Raw genomic sequence first — 18,525 nt, 5'->3', positions numbered from 1 at the left:
AGGCAGAGCAGGATAGTGCCGTGACATAAGCCCATAAAACAAAGGGCATCACGGCGGAAAAGGGCAGGCATGGCGGCTTATGAAAAAGAACCTCCCGCGCAAAGACCGTTTCAGCGCATAGCGAACTCTGCGCAGGCCAGACGCCCTGTCGGGGGGATGGCGGTTGATCCGGCGCGTCTTTTTGCCAACCCGCCGCAAAGATTTGATCCCCCATCCGCGCGCGCGCCACAGATGCCGCAAGCGGGGTGGGATCCTCTCAGCGCCACAGCCGAGCCTGAACTTCAGGCCTTCGCCGATCAGACCACCGCGAGCCTTGCCGAGGTCGAACGCACGCAGTCTGTGCGCAAGCTGGGTCTTGGGGTCATGGGGCTGATGTCGGTCGCCATGGTGGCGCTTGGGGCGTATTGGGGATACGAGGCGCTGAAACGGCAAACCCTCGGTGTGCCCATGATTGCCGCACCATCCGAGCCGTTTCGCGTGCCGCCGGATGATCCGGGCGGGGTTGAGGCAGATCACATGGGCCTTGCCGTGAATGAGATCGCCGCAGGGCGTGAGGCGGGGCCTGCAGCCGCGCAAATTATCCTCGCGCCGCCGCCTGTTGATTTGATTGAGGATGTGACCCTTTTGGTGACGCCTGAGGCTGAAATGCCCCAAGCCGCGCCTGAATTGGACATTATCGCGCCTGACAGTTTTGAATTGATCGGGCCGCCTGCGCCGCCTGTCGCGGATGTGCCGCAGGCGACCGAAGATTTAATCACCGCGCTTTTGGCAGAGGCTTTGGGGGAAAGCCCGAATGCGCCTCAGCCTGATCTTGCGCCTGAGGTCGACAGAATTCCTGCCTCTGTCGCGGGCGTGGCTGTATCACTTATTCCAACGCCGCGACCCTTTACGATGGATCTGAGCCTTGCGCAGGTGCCCAGTGATGCTAGCCGTGATGACGCCATTGAAATTGATCCTTCAACCCTTGCCGCGGGGGACATGGTTGTGCAGCTTGGCGCCTTTGACAGCCCCGATGCGGCGCGGCGTGAATGGGATCGGCTCGCGGCGCAATATGATGGCTTTTTCGAAGGGCGTGGTCGCGTGATTATGGCGGCCAGTTCGGGCGGTCAGGAATTCTTCCGTCTGCGCGTAGCTGGGTTTGACGGGGTGGATGATGCACGCCGTTTTTGCACGGCGCTCTTGGCATTGGGTCAGGCCTGTATCCCTGCGACCATTCGGTGAGGGAGCAGGGCTATGTCTATCCCTTATTCTGCCACAATCCTTGGCCTGCAGGGCCTAAGTTTGTCGGCGGATGAGGCGCAGTTTTTTCGCGGGGCCAACCCTTGGGGATTTATTCTTTTTGCGCGCAACATCGATACCCCCGACCAACTGCGGGCCTTAACCGGTAGCTTGCGCGATTGTGTTGGGTGGGATGCGCCCATTTTGATTGACCAAGAGGGCGGGCGTGTGCAGCGCATGGGGCCACCGCATTGGCGGCACTGGACGCCGTCCCTTGATATGATCGCAGGCCGTGACCCGCACTCGGCTGCGCGCGCCTTATATTTGCGCGCGGCCTATATCGGGCTTGAGATGCGTGCCTTGGGGCTTGACGTTAATTGCGCGCCTTTGGCGGATGTCGCGCGTCCTGAAACTCATGCGGTGTTAAAAAATCGCCTTTACGGGTTTGAGCCTGACACAGTTGCAACCTTTGCCCGTGCCTATGCCCAAGGGTTGATGGATGCGGGCGTTGCCCCGATTTTGAAACATCTGCCCGGATATGGGCTTGGTCAGGTGGATAGCCATCTAAGCTGCCCCCGTGTCAGTGCCCCGCGCAGTGAATTGGAGGCGGTTGATTTCGCGGCCTTTCGGCCCCTGATTGATCTGCCAATGGGGATGAGCGCGCATATCATATATGAGGCACTTGACCCCGACCTGCCTGCAACCCTGTCCCCTGTTCTGATGCGGATGATCCGCGAGGATATTGGGTATCAAGGGTTGATGATGACCGATGATATCTCGATGGGGGCGCTTGGCGGCAGTTTGGCAGAACGCAGCACACAGGCCCGCGCGGCGGGCTGTGATGTGATTTTGCATTGCAATGGCAAGCTTCCTGAAATGGAGGAGGTCGTTGCCCATTCTGGTCAGTTGGATGGGATCGCGGCAAAACGCGCGCAGGCGGCACTTTTGGCCCGCAAATCCGCGACATCGCTTGACTTATATGCGATAGATGCCGAACTTCGCAGCCTAAGCGAAAAAGGCCCAATATGAGCGATACACCTGCGCTGCCCCCTGAGGCGGCAAATGACAATCTTCTCGCCGATCCTGGTGAATGGGATAGCGTGGCCGAACGCCGCGCGGCAGAGGCGTTGATTGTCGATGTCGATGGGTTTGAAGGGCCGCTTGACCTATTGCTGACATTGTCGCGCACGCAAAAGGTGGATTTGCGCAAAATATCGGTTTTGCGATTGGCCGAACAATATTTGGCCTTCGTGGAAGAAGCGCGCAAATTACGGATTGAATTGGCAGCGGATTACTTGGTTATGGCCGCGTGGTTGGCCTATCTCAAATCGCGGCTCTTATTGCCGCCTGATCCCGAAGAAGAGGGCCCATCAGGCGAAGAATTGGCGGCGCATTTGGCCTTCCAATTGGAGCGTTTGAGCGCCATGCGCGAATGCGCGGCCAGGTTGATGGCGCGGGATCGTTTGGGACGGGATCGTTTCGTGCGTGGCATTCCCGAGGCCGTTACCCATGCACGCAAGGTCAAATATACCGCAAACCTTCTTGATTTGATGCAAGGTTATGCGCGGATAAGAACCCGTGATGATTTTCGCCCCTTTGTCATGGATCGCGATAGCGTCTTTACAATGGAGCAAGCCCTAGAGCGGATGCGCGGCCTGATCGGATATGCGGGCGAGTGGACGGATATCTTGACCTATCTGCCCGATGGGTGGGGCATGGATCCAAAAAAACGCCGCTCTGCCACCGCGGCCACATTTGCGGCGAGTTTGGAATTGGTAAAGGCGGGAAAATTGGTCATTCGCCAAGCGGAAACATTCGCGCCAATTGAACTGAAACGAAGGGATGATGAAAGATGAGCGGCGTGGCGGATACACCTGAAACTTCCCCCGAAACACCTGCTGAAGCACACTCAAGCACGCCTGAGAAGAGCCTGTTTCAAGCGCCCCCTTTGGCAGAACAGGAACGCATGATTGAGGCATTGCTTTTTGCTAGTGCCGAGCCTGTCTCAATCCGCGAGATGGAAGCACGTCTCCCGCATGGTTGTGATCCTGCTGAAGCCTTGCAACTGCTGCGCCGTCGCTATGAGGGGCGCGGTGTGAATGTGGTAAAAGTGGGGGATGCATGGGCGATGCGCACCAGTGCTGATCTGGGCTTTCTGATGAGCCGCGAAACGGTCGAGACACGGAAACTGTCGCGCGCGGCAATCGAAACCTTGGCAATCGTGGCCTATCATCAACCTGTGACACGCGCCGAGATTGAAGAAATCCGCGGCGTGTCCGTCAATCGGGGCACGATTGATCAATTGATTGAAATGGAATGGATCAAATTTGGCCGCCGCAAGATGACGCCGGGGCGGCCCGTCACATTCGTGGTAACGCCTGCGTTTTTGGATCATTTCGGTTTGGAATCTGCCCGCGATTTGCCGGGCGTGAAGGAATTGCGCGATGCAGGGCTGCTCGACAATCGCCCGCGCGGCTTGAACCTGTCCGAGGAGGGCGCAGAAGCCCCAGAGGAGGAGGAGGGCGGTCTTCCCTTCGATATGGATGACACAGATGAGGATGGCGCCTTGTTCGAGGATGACGCGCCCTGATTTTGCCCCAATATCCTGGTATCATCTCACATGGCCCGCGTTCTACGGGTCTTGTTTTATGGGCTGCAATTGAGGGTGAGATGAGCAACCTTATTTCGGCACTGATCCGCATGGTGATGAGGCGGATAATTTGGCGTGGGGTGAATAAAGCAACCGACCCTGTCGCGCGGCGAGGTGCAGGGGGTGATCCTGCACAGGCCCGTGCGACTGAGCGCCGTCTGCGCCAGACTACAGGTCTTATGCGGCGGTTCATGCGGTTCTGAATAAAAAAGGCGCAACCAATGCTTGCGCCTTTCTTGTTCGATTTCTGCTGCTTAGCAGGAGAAATACATCTTGTATTCCACAGGGTGTGGGGTGTGTTCGAAGGCATAGACCTCCTGCCACTTAAGCGCGGCATAGGCATCGATTTGATCCTTCGTGAACACATCGCCTTTGAGCAGGAAGTCGTGATCTTTTTCCAGCTCTTCCAATGCCTCGCGCAAGGATGCGCAAACAGTTGGGATTTCGGCCAATTCTTCTGGGGGCAGATCATACAGATCTTTGTCAGAAGGCTCACCTGGGTGGATTTTGTTCTGAATGCCGTCCAGACCCGCCATCAACAAGGCCGCGAAGGCCAAGTAGGGGTTTGCAGATGGATCAGGGAAGCGGGCTTCAACGCGCTTGGCTTTGGGGCTTTCTGTCCATGGAATACGCACGCAGCCCGAACGGTTCCGTGCAGAATAAGCGCGTAGAACGGGGGCTTCGAAGCCGGGGATCAGACGCTTATAGCTGTTGGTCGATGGGTTGGTGAACGCGTTCAACGCTTTGGCGTGCTTCAGGATGCCACCGATGAAGTAAAGCGCCTCATCTGACAGATCCGCGTATTTGTCGCCTGCAAACAAGGGCTTGCCATCTTTCCAGATCGACATGTTCACGTGCATCCCCGTGCCGTTATCGCCTGCCATAGGCTTGGGCATGAAGGTGGCTGTTTTGCCATAGGCATGGGCCACGTTCTGGATGATGTATTTATATTTCAGGATGTTGTCGCCCTGTTCGGTCAATGTCCCGAAAATCAGGCCCAATTCATGCTGACAGGTCGCCACTTCGTGGTGATGCTTGTCCACTTTCATCCCGATGGATTTCATGGTCGACAGCATTTCAGACCGCAGGTCTTGGGCTTCATCAATTGGGTTCACAGGGAAGTAGCCGCCCTTGTGGCCCGCGCGATGGCCCATATTGCCCATCTCGAACTCAGCATCGGTGTTCCATGCAGCTGCGACCGCGTCAATTTCGTAGCCCACTTTGTTTGGGGCGACCGAGTAACGCACATCATCGAAGATGAAGAATTCGGCCTCTGGGCCGAAATAGGCCACATCGCCAATACCTGTGGATTTCAGATAAGCCTCTGCCTTAACGGCGGTGCCGCGTGGGTCACGCTCGTAAGGCTCGCCCGTGTCAGGCTCAACCACGTTACAATGCACGCACAGGGTTTTCTCTGCGTAGAACGGATCAATATAAGCGCTGTCTGTGTCTACCATCAATTTCATGTCGGAGGCTTCGATGCCTTTCCAACCAGAAATCGAGGAGCCGTCAAACATGAAGCCCTCATCAAGGAAATCTTCATCAACCAGATCAGACATCACGGTAACGTGCTGGATCTTGCCGCGCGGGTCTGTGAAACGAATATCGACATATGCGATGTCTTCGTCTTTGATCAGTTTAAGAACCTTGTCTTTGCTCATCGTGACCTTCCCTTACATTTTGGTCTTTGGGGAGTGAGATAGGGCCAAAGCGACCCTGGCTATTTTGGCCTCATGCCTTAGAGCGCGTCTTCACCAGACTCGCCTGTGCGGATGCGGATCGCTTGCTCGATGGTGGAGACGAAAATCTTACCGTCCCCAATCTTATCGGTCTTCGCCGCGTCAATGATCGCCTCAATCGCGCCATCGACCATATCATCGGAAAGAACAACTTCGATTTTCACCTTAGGCAAGAAATCAACCACATATTCCGCGCCGCGATAAAGCTCTGTATGACCTTTTTGACGGCCAAACCCTTTGACTTCGGTCACCGACAAACCTTGAATGCCGATTTCCTGAAGCGCTTCTTTCACTTCATCAAGCTTGAATGGTTTGATGATCGCTTCGATTTTTTTCATGTGGCCCTCGCCTTCCTGCGTGCATTGCGCCCTTCTGACACCATGTTGTGCGGGGCGGGGCAATCTGATTGCCCGCTCGCGCTGCTCTCTCTCAAGGGAAATTTGAGGACTTGCAACATATTTGTGCGCTGCGCACAAAATTTAATCAGTTTGAAAACTGTGGCTTTAGGCTGCGGCCTGATCGACCGAACGGGCCGCCTGTAGGATCAGCCCGTTGGCAAAAATCTGGACATCGCGCGTAAATTGCAAGGCCAACAAGCGCGCCTGTGGCAGATCGCGGTATTTGACGCCCCGCTGCCCGATGAAATCCCGCGCAAAGGCCATGTCACCTAGGCGCGTTTTCAACAATTGACTGGGAAAGAGATCACAAGGCTGCGTCTGGTCAGAGCCAAGCGCATAGGCCTCAAGATGCACCACGCGCAGGGGTTGGGCGATATGCACAGGCATCAGTGCCTGAAGGGGCAGGGCGCCAATACTGGTGATGACACGATCCCCCACATAGAGATGTTCTGCAGGCAAGGCCCCCTCAAGGGTAAGAATGGGCAAATCTGCCATGATGAGCTGCGTCTCAAGCGCGGGCTTTGCGTCATTTGGGCTTTGCACCAAATCGCGCAACCCCATAAGCAGCGCAGGGCTGACGGGAATTGTCATGTGTTTTGCTCGCATTTTACGCGGGTCTTTGCCCGCTTTTGCCTCTGTGGTGAGGTAACATCAGAAATAAGGCGAAATTGTGGCGCAGCCTTTGGTGCGGGGCGATGCGGCCTCTGAGAAATTGCAAAAAGGGTAATTTTCCCCCTCGCACTCCGCAAAAGCCTCTGCTAAGGACAGCGCCGTTGCGGGTGTGGCGAAATTGGTAGACGCACCAGATTTAGGTTCTGGCGCCGCAAGGCGTGGGGGTTCAAGTCCCTCCACCCGCACCAAATCATAAAAATATGATTATACGTATCATGGCCTTAGTGATTTATTTACGCAGGCCGTCCACCTTATTATCCACCTTTTTTGTTGCGCGTCCCACGCGCGCGCATGACTGTGTATTTGCTCCCGCCCGCGCGTGCATCGCTCCCGCTGGTCTGAATAGCTTAGACCTGCAACATGCATATTTAGACCGAATTTATCTGAGGGTATGAAGGTAGAAATTGGCCCCCCATGTTTGATGCGGTTGCTGATCGTATCTGCCATGAAGATCGTGGCTGACTACCGCTGGCTCACCTGACGGCCCAAAATTCCCTGCTATTGGTCCGCGGAAGTTGTAATCTCTACCGCCAGAAACCCATCGAGGGTTGAGTGGACGAAAAACCCCATTTCCTATGTTGATAGCTATTTGGGCTATCGCATCATCAAGATTGGAAGACATCATAGCTGGATTGAGCGAGCGAGTTACTAAATCCAAATCTCCATCGCCATCTAAGTCGATAACCTCCGTTTCATCAGCGAATGCAATGTTGTTCTGAGGCGTTCTGTATCCTTGGTTCCACATGCGTGATGCAGTTTGATCGACAAACACACCGGGGTCTGTTTGCATTAAGATTTGCAAGAAATGGCCTTGCCACATTCCATCGCGAGTGGATTGGGTGAGTATAAGGTCTACAAGGCCGTTGCCATCTAAATCAATGCCGTCAGCATCGTTCGTGAAGGTGTAGTAATCCCACCTATTGGTGGGCAAATCGGTTTGAGTGCTGCCATTGAAAGTTCCGTTGCCTTCATTCCATAGGATGTGACTAACTACGTTATCATCATCCTGTTGTTGGTCACAGCGAAGCAAAAGTAACTCAGGGGCATCGTCATTGTTTAGATCAATCAACCGTAAGCTTGAGTATTGGTTATATGCTCTGTTTCGGTAGAGATGTATAAGGTTCGGGTTAGTGATGTAATCGGCGAGTTCGCGTTTTTCAAAAACGCCCTGCCCATTATTCAGAAGCACATAGGGTTCGTACTGATTAGAAGACCTATGCGTGGAGACGACGATATCTATGTCTCCGTCATTATCAATATCGCCCCCATCAGCCCCGTGAGACATGTCATCTATTTGAGGGATATTCGTCGCGGTGACATCGATTGGGCCGACAGGGCTGGATAGTACGAGCATGTTTTGCGCGCCAGGAAACGGATTTCGATCCAAACCATGATCGGCGATAAAAAAGTCGTCTATTCCGTCACCGTTGAAGTCTGCTATCACGGCTTCCCTTTCGTGTACCCCGGCCAGGTTATGGGGGCCATTTGCGAACTCAAGCTCGGTAACTACGCCCGGCTGATCAGACAGGTCCAAAATCAAGAGCCGAGAGTTCTGCTCGACGGCTAAACCGTTGTTCGCAAGGTCAATAATATGTTGACCCACTATCACTTCATCGATGTTGTCATTATCAAAATCGCCTGCCCCCAGTACCATTGACACGACGCCTGTGCATTCAGGGCAATCGTAATTGGAGCCACGTATATCGCTCGTAAATATTTTGCGCGTGTTTAAGGTATTGGGTGGAGTGATAAGCTGAGTTTGATCATAGAATGGGTCACCAAACCAACTTTCCTCAACCTCCTGCATTAGGGCAAGCAATGTTTGGACAGAGTTTTGTTCGCCAGGATTTGCATACTGATTGAAAAAAGCGTCAATAGCGCCTTCAGTTCGGCGACCCCATAATCCATCAGCTACACCCGCGTTGAAACCGAGGTTGTTTAATTGCGATTGCACATTCTGTGTAAGTCCTCGGTCGGCTCTGAAGTCTGCGGACAAATCTTGTGTATGCGATGCAGACGCCATTGAACAAAAAAAGGCGGCTAAAGTAAGCCTATGGAGCGTGTAGATAGGCATCGCGTTTCTCTCGCCCAATGTTGGAATAATTTTTGGATTAAAGCATCACAGTTTAGCCTGTGTCAAATTATGGTGGCCCAACGTTTTGCGCGTGTGGCTGCGTGTTTGCTCCCGCGCGCGCATTGCTATCGTGCTTCTGCTAGGCTGACTTGATAACGCCTGGAACCTGACGTCACTCCATCAAACAGCTCACCTTCAGAAATATTTCCAATTATCTGAACGTATTCCTCGGGACTGTCACAACACCAATAATCGAGGAAGCCTTCCAGGCTGAGGTTGCCCTCTAAATCATAACTCACCGCCATATTGGCTCGAAATGCTTCTGACGGCCCCATGGACGCGTCTACTAGCCATCCTGCTTGAATTTCACCGCGCCCATTTTCCAACTCGAGTATATCCCTTGCGGTTGTCTCATAATCATTCAAAAATTCATTGAATAACGACCATGTGATGACGTAGCGCCCGTTCCATTCATCATTTTGATCAATTGGGTGAGCGGTTTGGTTTTCTCGCAAAATTGTTGCACCTGAATTCTGTAAGACATTGTCATACAAAGGCCCCCCGGAGCGTGTGAGTTGGTTTCGGCTTAGCCATTGACCATGCAGCGCCGCAAATTGCTGTGGTTCGTTGTAAAACAAATATGTTGCGAAGGAATTTTGTGGATTTGGCGATCTTACTTGTTGCAAGTTTCCACTTGCGTCATAGCACTCATCAAATCTTTTGGTTCCCGCATAATTGTTAACTAAGTTGGGGTTTTGAACCACCGACAGCGCGTAGCTGAACATATCTTCAACCGTGCCGCCATTGTTAACCGACAGGCTCCAATCGATTTCGCTTATTCTTGACCATTGAAATAAAAATCCATCCGAAAACATGGCTGCCCAGGCGACATAGTCCGCAGCATAACAGCCCCTCATGCTATCGAACGCCGGGCTGCCATCAGGCCTGATTGCAGACATATATCGGTGAAATATCAAATAAGCATTCTCGACTAGCTCGGCAGATTGAGTGAGTATTCCTACCCTTAGCATTGCCTGTGCAGCTAGCGCAGCAGCGTTTTGACATTCATCAGAAAACATGTCTCCGCTAGTTGGCCGAGAACAAAATCGCTCCGCTGTGGGATTGTGCAATTCGAATGGAAAAATCTGCAAAACGCGCTTTATCGCCCAATTTTTGTAGCTTTCATATTGTTCTGGTTCCCAGTTAAATCCAGAGTGCAATAATTCTACGCCAGCTGTTACTTGGTTTATAATTAAAATATACATAAAATTAGTATTTGCACCTCTAGTGTCAAAATAGAGATTTTGTGGCGCGTCAGTTTCAACCCATGTTTCTACTAGGCGCTTGGAATACAACAAGGACTGCTCGGCTTGTGATGAATTGGACAGTGCAGAAAGGTAAAGCAAAGGCAGGGCATCAGCGCATATTACTTGTGCATCAACTAAGCTTCCCTCTAGCCAGGAGCCACTTCCATCTAGATTTTTTGACGGATCGGGCATGATCGCCTGCAGCTCGGGAAGCCAGTGACGGCAAAAGTTCACGTCTGCGGCATTTGTGGCACTTTCAACAGTCTGAGAAAAATTGCGGTATTGCTCGTTAAAGTATTGTCTGGGGGCCGCTATATTTGAATATATTGGCTCAATAGTATCTAAATTTATGGAAGGTATAACTACACTGTTTGCTCGTGAATATTCACGTAGCTCGAGTATTCCATCATATGCTTTAGGTAAGTCTAAATTCAACTTTATGCGCAGGTCACAGTTTAATCCCCGCGATTGAGCGACCTCAAATGTTTCCCGCAATGGTAAAACTCTCAGCGTTTCGCAAACTTGATCGTCGGACAGAGAAAATGGATGGACGCTTTGGGTCACCAGTGAGGCAAGAAGCTCAGTTGGTCTTACACTGTAGTTCCGAAAATCAATGGTGAACTCAATTAAATCAGACGTTGGGTTGCCATCGAATTGAAGATTTGCGCGCTGCAGAAACTGCTCTAGTGCATCAGCTGTTTGACGGCCATATTGTCCGTCAACCGGCCCGGGGCGATATCCAAGATCTGCCAAAGCCTGTTGGAGTTGTGCTACCCCATCTGCTTTCGACTGAAGGGGATAAAGTAACGCCAGCAACGTGAACAAGTTGATTAATAAATTTTTCATTGAAATGCTTCAGCAACGAGACACGGTTGGGTCTAGCTAATTGACGAAGTCTCATAGGTGTCAACAAATTTAATTTGTACTAGCTTAGCTAATAATTTTGCCATCTTGTGGCAGACGCCAGTTTAAGATCGTCAATTAGCCAAACTCTGTTCGTGTTGAGCGTCCTACACGCGCGTGGCTGTGCTAGTTTCAGTGCGGAACTTGACACAGATTTGTATGTGGTTAACGCTCATGACAAGCAGTGTGAAATTTTACGAAGGACCGGTTTTTTTGATTAGATGTTTGAAATTATACTGCGCGGTCGCTTTATTGCTCCCATCGGTTGCCTTGGCTAACGATACAGCCCGCATTGCCCAGTCTTTACTGAACGAGTTGGGTTACTCTATTGCTGTTGATGGTGCTTGGGGGCCGAACAGCCAGAGGGCCTTGGAGTCATTTTACACTCAAAATAACCAAGTTTTTGACGGCACTTTTGATGAAACAGAATTGGCTGATTTAACGGCAGCAAATAACCCGATTGCAGCAATTATGGATGCGGAAACTGCTGCATTATTTGGCACTCACGAACAAAATATTGCTTCTGAAGATGGGCTTGAAGTTGTTGAGTTTGAGGGACGTACCGCCGCTCGTTTTACTTTGAGATATGCCGATGGTGGTGGAACGGAGGACTGGAACCCAAATGATATTAACGGAAGAGCGCAGCGCATTCAGGTCAGAGAAATACCTGAGTATGGCGAAATGCGGGATGGGTTTGAATATTGGTACAAGTTTTCAATGTATATCCCCACTCCGTTCGGTGCGCGCGGTCATTCAAACTCTCCGTGGGATATCAAGTTCCGAGAGGGCGGTGTCCAAATGTATCCAACCTTCTCGTTTGTTAATCACTGGGGAAATCTTACATACCAGGCTCCTGAAGAAGAGGTTTTCTGCTGGGAAGCCGAAGATCAAAATGGCAACACAACAGAGATGTGTGGCAATGTGGGTTTAACCGCTGTGATGACCTACCCGCCACTCTATTATGACCGTTGGGACGATTACGTTTTACAGGTAAATATGCGCGAGGGTCAGGAGATAACTCGCATTTTCCGCAATCAGGAACTTTTGGGCGTTCTGCCCGGTGATGTGAGCCGCGACGGAGATTATGCTGGCTTTAAGTTTGGCCTTTACCGTTTCCGAATATCGGGTGAGCCATTAGACGAAACGATTTACTTTGCAGACGTCATGCGCCGGTCAAGCTGCGAGGAGTTGGGTATTGGAAACTGCGGGGCCATGACATCAGCTCAGTCGGTACCAGGCATATATGGCGCAATGGAAATAACGCGCTGCGGTATTGAGCCATATGAAAATCGTCCATGTCCTACGCTGTGCCGAGGCAACCAGTGTAACAGGCTGCAATAACATTACATCAGTATGTTATTATCAGCCGTTGCGTGTTTGCTCCCGTGCGCTCACCCGCAGCGGCATCACCGCTTGCCCATGCTGCCCCGCCCGAAACTGCAAAGGCCAAGGCTGCGGCCAGTCCGATTTTTTGCGTCAGATCACTTACTCCCTTGTCAGTCATTATTCGCACGAATGACTGAAATTGACGCCGTCACAAGGCTCGTTTGGGCGTTGATTGATCTGATTTCAAGTCAGGCTTGCGCGACAAATTCCCGCAAACCCTGACGCCCCTCCCTTGCAGCATTGCGTGCAGGTCTTTAACGATAGCGCCAAACGCCAGTGATAAGGGAGCGCGTTATGGGATCTGAGCCAAAATTTCACCCGCATGGACAGCATTTGATTGCAGGCCACTGGCGTGCAGGGGAGGGGCAGTTTACATCGGCCCCTGTGGATGGTCAGGGTCACGCGGTTTCAAAGGGCAGCACGGCTTTGGTGGATCAGGCTGTTCAGGCCGCTGAAACTTCATTTTGGAATTATAGCGCCACATCCCGCGCAGCGCGCGCTGCATTTCTCAACAAAATCGCGGATAAGATTGAATCGCGCGGCGAGATGATCACCGATATTGGGACCCGCGAAACGGGCCTGCCTGCCGCGCGCCTTGAGGGGGAGCGCGGTCGCACCACGGGCCAGTTGCGGATGTTTGCGGCGCATATCCTAAAAGAGGACTATCTTGATTTGCGCCATGATGCAGCCCTGCCTGATCGCGCGCCCTTGCCGCGCCCTGATTTGCGCATGATGCAGCGGCCTGTTGGCCCTGTGGCCGTGTTTGGCGCTTCGAATTTCCCGCTCGCCTTTTCAACGGCGGGGGGCGATACGGCCAGCGCCTTGGCGGCAGGCTGCCCCGTGGTGGTCAAGGCGCATGAGGCGCACCCGGGAACGGCTGAAATCATCGCTGAGGCTATCTTGGCCGCGATCCGCGTCTGCGAAATGCCTGAGGGCGTGTTCAGCATGATTCATGGCGGGGCCTATGAGGTGGGCGGCGCGCTTGTGCAACATCCATTGATCAGCGCGGTTGGCTTTACGGGATCGCTCAAAGGCGGGCGCGCCTTGTTTGATCTTTGCGCAGCGCGCCCAACCCCAATTCCATTTTTTGGCGAATTGGGCAGCGTGAACCCGATGTTCTTGATGCCTGCCGCGATGGCCGCGCGTGGCGCGGCGATTGGCACGGCGTGGGCGGGATCGCTGACCATGGGCGTGGGGCAGTTTTGCACCAATCCAGGGATCGCCGTGGTGATTGATGGGGCTGAGGCCGATGCATTCGTGGCCGCCGCAAGCGATGCGCTTTCTGCAACCGCGCCGCAAGTGATGCTAACCACAGGCATTGCCGAGGCCTATCGCAATGGGGTCAAAACCATCGGCGCCCAAAACGCGGTGCGTGAGGTTTTGGGAACCATGTGCGACAACCGCGATGCAGCCCCCTATCTCTACGAGGTGAGCGGTGCAGATTGGTTGGCCAATGACGCGCTTGGTCACGAGGTGTTTGGCCCAATGGGGATGGTTGTGCGCGCCCGTGATCTTGAACAGATGCGCGAAATTGCCCTCAGCCTTGAGGGGCAGTTGACCTGCACGTTGCATATGGATGACGGCGATCTGGCAGAGGCCCGCGCGTTCTTGCCGATCCTTGAGCGCAAAGCAGGCCGCGTTTTGGCCAATGGTTTCCCCACTGGGGTCGAAGTCTGCGATGCAATGGTGCATGGCGGGCCGTATCCAGCGTCTACAAATTTTGGGGCGACATCCGTGGGTTCTTTGGCGATCCGCCGCTTTTTGCGGCCTGTTTGCTATCAAAACATGCCTGAAGGTCTGTTGCCCAGTGAATTGGCAAAGTGAGGTTGGATCATGGGTGTGCATGCAAGCGCGATAACGACACAGCCAAATTTCCTAGGTGAGGGGCCTTTGTGGCATCCGTTGCGTGGCGAATTGCTGTGGTTCGATATCATGAACAAAACCCTGTTTGCGCTGAAAGATGGCGCTCAGCGCGAATATGGGTTTCCAGATTTGGTTTCGGCGGCGGGATGGGTCGATGAGACCCGTATCGTCATCGCCTCTGAACGCGCGCTGTTTGTGTTTGATTTGGACACAGGCACCGCCACGCCATTGTGTGATCTTGAGGCAGATAACCCCGTGACACGCTCAAATGATGGCCGCGCGGATCATCAGGGCGGGTTCTGGATCGGGACGATGGGCAGGAAGTTCGAAGAGGGGGCAGGAGCGATTTATCGCTACTATAAGGGCGAGTTGCGTAAATTATTCGCCGCCGTGACCATACCTAATTCGATTTGCTTTTCGCCTGATGGCAAGATCGCTTATTTCTGCTCGACCCCAGATCAGCAGATTATGCAAGTCGGCCTTAATTCCGATGGATGGCCCGATGGGCCAATTTCGGTCTTTCTTGATCTGCGACGGGAGGATTTGAACCCTGACGGGTCTGTGGTGGATGCCGAAGGCTATGTTTGGAATGCGCAATGGGGCAGGGGCCGTGTTGCGCGATATGCCCCGGATGGCAGGCTTGAGCGCGTGGTCACGCTTGACGGGCGGCATTCCAGTTGCCCCGCCTTTGGTGGGCCTGATCTTCAAGACCTCTACATCACCTCCGCACAGGAGGGGATGGAAGCGCCTGATGCGCCGCAAGGATTGCTTTATCATGCACGGCTTGAGGTCAAAGGAGTGGCTGAACCACGGGTTATTTTGCCCTAATTTATGTGAATGCAGAGGCCAAGCGCCGCTTAGCCCGCATTTCGGGGTTGAACGCCCCCCTGCCTGTCAATAGTAAGGCGCAAATTCCCTTTTTGCGGGTCGCCTTTGGGTGACCACCGTTTTCGATTGCGAGGAAAGCAGATGAACGTCACGGAAACCCTAAACGAAGGCCTAAAGCGCGCCTATGAAATCACCATCACGGGTGCGGAGCTCGAAGCCAAGGTCAATGAGAAACTGGCCGAAGCGCAGCCTGAGATTGAGATGAAAGGCTTTCGCAAGGGAAAAGTGCCGATGGCGCTTTTGAAAAAGCAGTTCGGCCCCCGTGTCATGGGCGAAGCGATGCAAGACGCTGTTGATAGCGCAATGCAAAACCACCTTGAAACATCTGGCGACCGCCCTGCGATGCAGCCTGAGGTCAAGATAGTGAACGAGGATTGGAAAGAAGGCGATGATGTCATCGTCTCGATGTCCTATGAGCGTCTGCCAGAAATCCCTGATGTGGATTACAAGAAGCTGAAGCTTGAGCGCATGGTTGTTCCTGCATCAGACAAAGAGATTGACGAGACACTGGCGAAACTGGCTGAGACAGCCCAAAATTTCGAAACCAAAAAGGGTAAAGCCGCCAAAGATGATCAGGTCGTCTTTGACTTCGTAGGCAAGGTCGATGGCGAGGCCTTTGAAGGCGGCAGCGCCGAAGATTACCCACTTGTTTTGGGCTCGAATAGCTTCATCCCAGGGTTCGAAGATCAGTTGATCGGCGTAAAAGCGGGCGAAGAAAAGCAGGTTTCTGTAACCTTCCCTGAGGAATACGGCGCTGAGCATCTGGCAGGGAAAGCAGCGACCTTTGATTGCACGATCAAAGAGGTCAAAAAGCCCGTTCCTGCGGCGTTTGATGATGAGCTTGCCAAGAAATATGGCGCAGAAAGCCTTGAAGCCCTGAAGGGTCAGGTGTCGGAGCGTTTGCAGGCTGAATATGCAGGGGCCGCGCGCCAGATCACCAAGCGCGCTTTACTCGATCAGTTGGACAAGCAAGTTAAGTTTGCTCTGCCCCCAAGCCTTGTCGAGGCAGAAGCCGCGCAGATCGCGCATCAGCTTTGGCACGAAGAAAACCCTGAGCATCAGGGCCATGATCATGGTGAGATCAAACCAACCAAAGAGCACACAAAACTGGCCGAGCGCCGTGTGAAGTTGGGCTTGCTCTTGGCGGAATTGGGTCAGAAGAACGAGGTTCAAGTGACCGATGCGGAGTTTACCCAAGCGGTCATGAACCAAGCGCGTCAATACCCTGGTCAAGAGCGCGCCTTCTTTGAATTCATTCAGAAAAATCAGCAAGCGCAGCAGCAGCTTCGCGCACCATTGTTCGAGGATAAGGTCGTTGACTATGTCTTTGAGCAGGCTGAAGTGAAGGATATTGAAACCACCAAAGCCAAGCTTGAAAAAGCTGTTGAGGCCTTGGACGAAGAGTAATCTTCGGAAGACTTATTACAGCGTTACGAAAGGCCCCCAATGAAGATTGGGGGCTTTTTTTGTGGTGTTTTGGGGATTTCGACGTAAGCTAAAGACGGGTGAAATGCACATGTGGGTCGCGCCTGCCATTCGCGACTTGGGGATAAACCAAAAAAAATGAGGGACGAAGTCATGCTACGCGTTTTACTATCAGCCTGTGCCGTGATGTTTGCATCTGTGGTCACGGCAGCCGCCTGTCCAACCTTTGCCAAAAGCGGCACTTATCTGAGCTTTACCGGGGATCAGCTCTATTCACCGCAAAGCTATTCGACCATGGCAACGGGCGGGGCGATGCTCAGCAGTTGCGGCATATCTGGTGCAGGATCAGTCTCGGCAAGCCCGCAATATACGCTAAACCTGTCAGGAATGCAGGGGTATGATTTTGAGATCCAAGTGAACAGCAGTTGCGATGCTACGCTACTTGTGAATTCAGCGAATGGCATTTGGTATTTTGACGATGACAGCAACGGCAATCTTGATCCGATGCTGCGTATTTCGGGCAGCGATGCGCTGAATGGGCAGGTCGATGTCTGGGTTGGTACCTTAGGGTCAAATTGTTCGGCTACGATTGAATTTGAAACATGGACGGCGAGCACCGCCGCGCCAAGCAATTCGGGCAATTGTCCGACCATCGGCCTGACGGGGCCAAGCTATGATTTGAACGGGCCGCAGCTATACTCACCCACCAATTTCTCTGCATCGGCCTATGGCAGCGGCGAGATTTCTGGGTGTGGTTTGCCTGGTCATGGCTGGTTCACGCCTGCACCGCAATTTTCCTTCAACCTCAGCCAGATGCAGGGGTATCGGTTGGAATTGCAGGTCAATGCGAGCTGCGACACCGTGATGTTGGTCAATACCGCAGATGGTACATGGCTGTTTGATGATGACAGCAATGGCAACCTTGATCCTTTGATCAATGTTTATGGGCCATCGGCGCTAAATGGGCGTGTTGATGTTTGGCTTGGCACATATAATGGTCAAAGCTGCCCCGCTAATTTGGAATTGGAGACTTGGACGAACTGATCCAAGCCAAGGTGGTAAACAGAAAAAACCGCGCCCTGTTTGGGGCGCGGTTTTCTTTTGGTTTGCAGTCTGAGAAACGCCTATGCGTTTTCTTCACCTTCGTCTGCTGCCTCTGCCGCAGGTGCAGGGGCGTCTTCGTCATCGTCCATCTGAGCTGCGCCGATATCGTCAAAGAGTTCTGCAATTTCGAATTCTGCTGCAGCTTCTTCTTCGGCGGCCAGTTCTTGGATTGACTTACCAGAGGCTTGCAATTCTGCCTCTTCGGTTGAACGTGCCACGTTGAGGGTGATGGTCACATCTACCTCAGGGTGCAGAACGACAGACACAACGTGAAGGCCAAGCTCTTTGATCGGCGCGGTCAGGGCAACCTGCTTGCGATCAATGCTGAACCCTGCATCGGTGGCCGCATCAGCCGCGTCACGGGTGGTGACAGAGCCGTAAAGCGCACCAGAATCAGAGGCCGAGCGGATCACAACGAATTGCTGACCACCCAAGCGGGCTGCCAAATCCTCGGCTTCTTTCTTTGTCTCAAGGTTGCGCGCTTCAAGCTGGGCTTTTTGCGCTTCGAAGGCCTTGAGGTTGTTGTCATTTGCACGCATCGCCTTGCGCTGTGGCAAGAGATAGTTGCGCGCATAGCCGTCTTTTACCGAAACGACATCGCCCATCTGGCCAAGTTTGGCCACGCGTTCAAGAAGGATCACATCCATATCGGTTTCTCCTTACTTCACTGCATAGGGCAACAGCGCGAGGAAACGAGCGCGCTTGATGGCCTGTGCCAGCTTGCGCTGGTTTTTTGCGGATACGGCAGTGATACGTGCAGGCACGATCTTGCCACGCTCAGAGATGTAACGCTGAAGCAAGCGCACATCTTTGTAATCGATTTTTGGCGCGTCTTCCCCGTCAAACGGGTCGGACTTGCGGCGGCGGAAAAACGGTTTTGCTGCCATGATTCTATCCT

General features: G+C 53.0%; 17 protein-coding genes and 1 tRNA gene. 11 read left to right on the top strand and 7 right to left on the bottom strand.

Annotated elements, in window-relative coordinates; genetic code table 11:
• Window positions 1–156: 156 nt before the first annotated feature.
• The 5 genes from AAC636_RS07415 (at window position 157) to AAC636_RS07395 (ending at window position 4,071) form a co-directional block, all read left to right on the top strand.
• Complete coding sequence (locus tag AAC636_RS07415) at window positions 157–1,221, top strand: SPOR domain-containing protein (protein ID WP_340300953.1); 1,065 nt, start codon at window positions 157–159, stop codon at window positions 1,219–1,221.
• A gap of 12 nt (window positions 1,222–1,233) precedes the next feature.
• Entirely contained in the window at window positions 1,234–2,247 is a 1,014-nt protein-coding gene (locus tag AAC636_RS07410; RefSeq protein ID WP_340300952.1) for a glycoside hydrolase family 3 N-terminal domain-containing protein, read from the top strand.
• On the top strand, window positions 2,244–3,074 hold the full coding sequence (locus tag AAC636_RS07405) for a segregation and condensation protein A (RefSeq protein WP_340300951.1): 831 nt from the start codon (window positions 2,244–2,246) through the stop codon (window positions 3,072–3,074). Before AAC636_RS07410 ends, AAC636_RS07405 begins: the two co-directional genes overlap by 4 nt.
• Complete coding sequence (scpB, locus tag AAC636_RS07400) at window positions 3,071–3,808, top strand: SMC-Scp complex subunit ScpB (RefSeq protein ID WP_340300950.1); 738 nt, start codon at window positions 3,071–3,073, stop codon at window positions 3,806–3,808. Before AAC636_RS07405 ends, scpB begins: the two co-directional genes overlap by 4 nt.
• Before the next feature lie 80 nt (window positions 3,809–3,888).
• Window positions 3,889–4,071 carry a hypothetical protein gene (locus tag AAC636_RS07395; protein ID WP_340300949.1) on the top strand — a complete coding sequence of 61 codons (183 nt, stop codon included), beginning with the start codon at window positions 3,889–3,891 and terminating at the stop codon, window positions 4,069–4,071.
• A gap of 51 nt (window positions 4,072–4,122) precedes the next feature.
• Here the strand turns inward: AAC636_RS07395 and glnA are convergent, their stop codons facing one another.
• From glnA to AAC636_RS07380, 3 genes are all read right to left on the bottom strand, one after another.
• On the bottom strand, window positions 4,123–5,529 hold the full coding sequence (glnA, locus tag AAC636_RS07390; RefSeq protein WP_340260642.1) for a type I glutamate--ammonia ligase: 1,407 nt from the start codon (window positions 5,527–5,529) through the stop codon (window positions 4,123–4,125).
• A gap of 77 nt (window positions 5,530–5,606) precedes the next feature.
• Entirely contained in the window at window positions 5,607–5,945 is a 339-nt protein-coding gene (locus tag AAC636_RS07385) for a P-II family nitrogen regulator (RefSeq protein ID WP_317654668.1), read from the bottom strand.
• Between the two features lie 165 nt (window positions 5,946–6,110).
• The gene (locus tag AAC636_RS07380; protein WP_340300948.1) at window positions 6,111–6,596 is read right to left on the bottom strand and encodes a hypothetical protein; all 486 of its coding nucleotides are present in this window, start codon (window positions 6,594–6,596) and stop codon (window positions 6,111–6,113) included.
• Window positions 6,597–6,780: 184 nt separating this feature from the next.
• Between AAC636_RS07380 and AAC636_RS07375 the strand changes: the two genes are divergently transcribed.
• Window positions 6,781–6,865, top strand: a tRNA-Leu gene (locus AAC636_RS07375).
• 191 nt (window positions 6,866–7,056) lie between these two features.
• On the opposite strand, the gene AAC636_RS07370 is transcribed toward AAC636_RS07375, so the two are convergent.
• Both AAC636_RS07370 and AAC636_RS07365 read right to left on the bottom strand, forming a co-directional pair.
• Complete coding sequence (locus AAC636_RS07370; protein WP_340300947.1) at window positions 7,057–8,751, bottom strand: FG-GAP-like repeat-containing protein; 1,695 nt, start codon at window positions 8,749–8,751, stop codon at window positions 7,057–7,059.
• 125 nt (window positions 8,752–8,876) lie between these two features.
• Window positions 8,877–10,904, bottom strand: a complete 2,028-nt coding sequence (locus tag AAC636_RS07365; protein WP_340300946.1) for a peptidoglycan-binding domain-containing protein — start codon at window positions 10,902–10,904, stop codon at window positions 8,877–8,879.
• Window positions 10,905–11,135: 231 nt separating this feature from the next.
• On the opposite strand from AAC636_RS07365, the gene AAC636_RS07360 reads away from it, so the two are divergent.
• The 5 genes from AAC636_RS07360 (at window position 11,136) to AAC636_RS07340 (ending at window position 17,567) form a co-directional block, all read left to right on the top strand.
• Entirely contained in the window at window positions 11,136–12,302 is a 1,167-nt protein-coding gene (locus AAC636_RS07360) for a heparin lyase I family protein (protein WP_340300945.1), read from the top strand.
• A 339-nt stretch (window positions 12,303–12,641) separates the two neighbouring features.
• A complete protein-coding gene (locus AAC636_RS07355; protein WP_340300944.1) occupies window positions 12,642–14,171 on the top strand; it encodes an aldehyde dehydrogenase (NADP(+)) in 1,530 nt (509 codons plus the stop codon).
• A 9-nt stretch (window positions 14,172–14,180) separates the two neighbouring features.
• Window positions 14,181–15,038, top strand: a complete 858-nt coding sequence (locus AAC636_RS07350) for an SMP-30/gluconolactonase/LRE family protein (RefSeq protein WP_340300943.1) — start codon at window positions 14,181–14,183, stop codon at window positions 15,036–15,038.
• Between the two features lie 141 nt (window positions 15,039–15,179).
• Window positions 15,180–16,505 (top strand): trigger factor, encoded by a 1,326-nt coding sequence (gene tig, locus AAC636_RS07345; protein WP_340300942.1) that lies wholly within the window; start codon window positions 15,180–15,182, stop codon window positions 16,503–16,505.
• Between the two features lie 171 nt (window positions 16,506–16,676).
• The gene (locus AAC636_RS07340) at window positions 16,677–17,567 is read left to right on the top strand and encodes a hypothetical protein (RefSeq protein WP_340300941.1); all 891 of its coding nucleotides are present in this window, start codon (window positions 16,677–16,679) and stop codon (window positions 17,565–17,567) included.
• Window positions 17,568–17,647: 80 nt separating this feature from the next.
• On the opposite strand, the gene rplI is transcribed toward AAC636_RS07340, so the two are convergent.
• A complete protein-coding gene (gene rplI, locus AAC636_RS07335; RefSeq protein WP_340300940.1) occupies window positions 17,648–18,274 on the bottom strand; it encodes a 50S ribosomal protein L9 in 627 nt (208 codons plus the stop codon).
• A 12-nt stretch (window positions 18,275–18,286) separates the two neighbouring features.
• Window positions 18,287–18,514 carry a 30S ribosomal protein S18 gene (rpsR, locus tag AAC636_RS07330; protein WP_213675305.1) on the bottom strand — a complete coding sequence of 76 codons (228 nt, stop codon included), beginning with the start codon at window positions 18,512–18,514 and terminating at the stop codon, window positions 18,287–18,289.
• Window positions 18,515–18,525: the final 11 nt, after the last annotated feature.

The sequence above is a fragment of the Roseobacter sp. HKCCD5988 genome, from assembly GCF_037830355.1.
In the GTDB taxonomy this organism is placed as follows: Bacteria; Pseudomonadota; Alphaproteobacteria; order Rhodobacterales; family Rhodobacteraceae; genus M30B80.
Note: the sequence above shows the minus strand (reverse complement) of the source record. Positions and strands in the feature narration are given on the sequence as shown.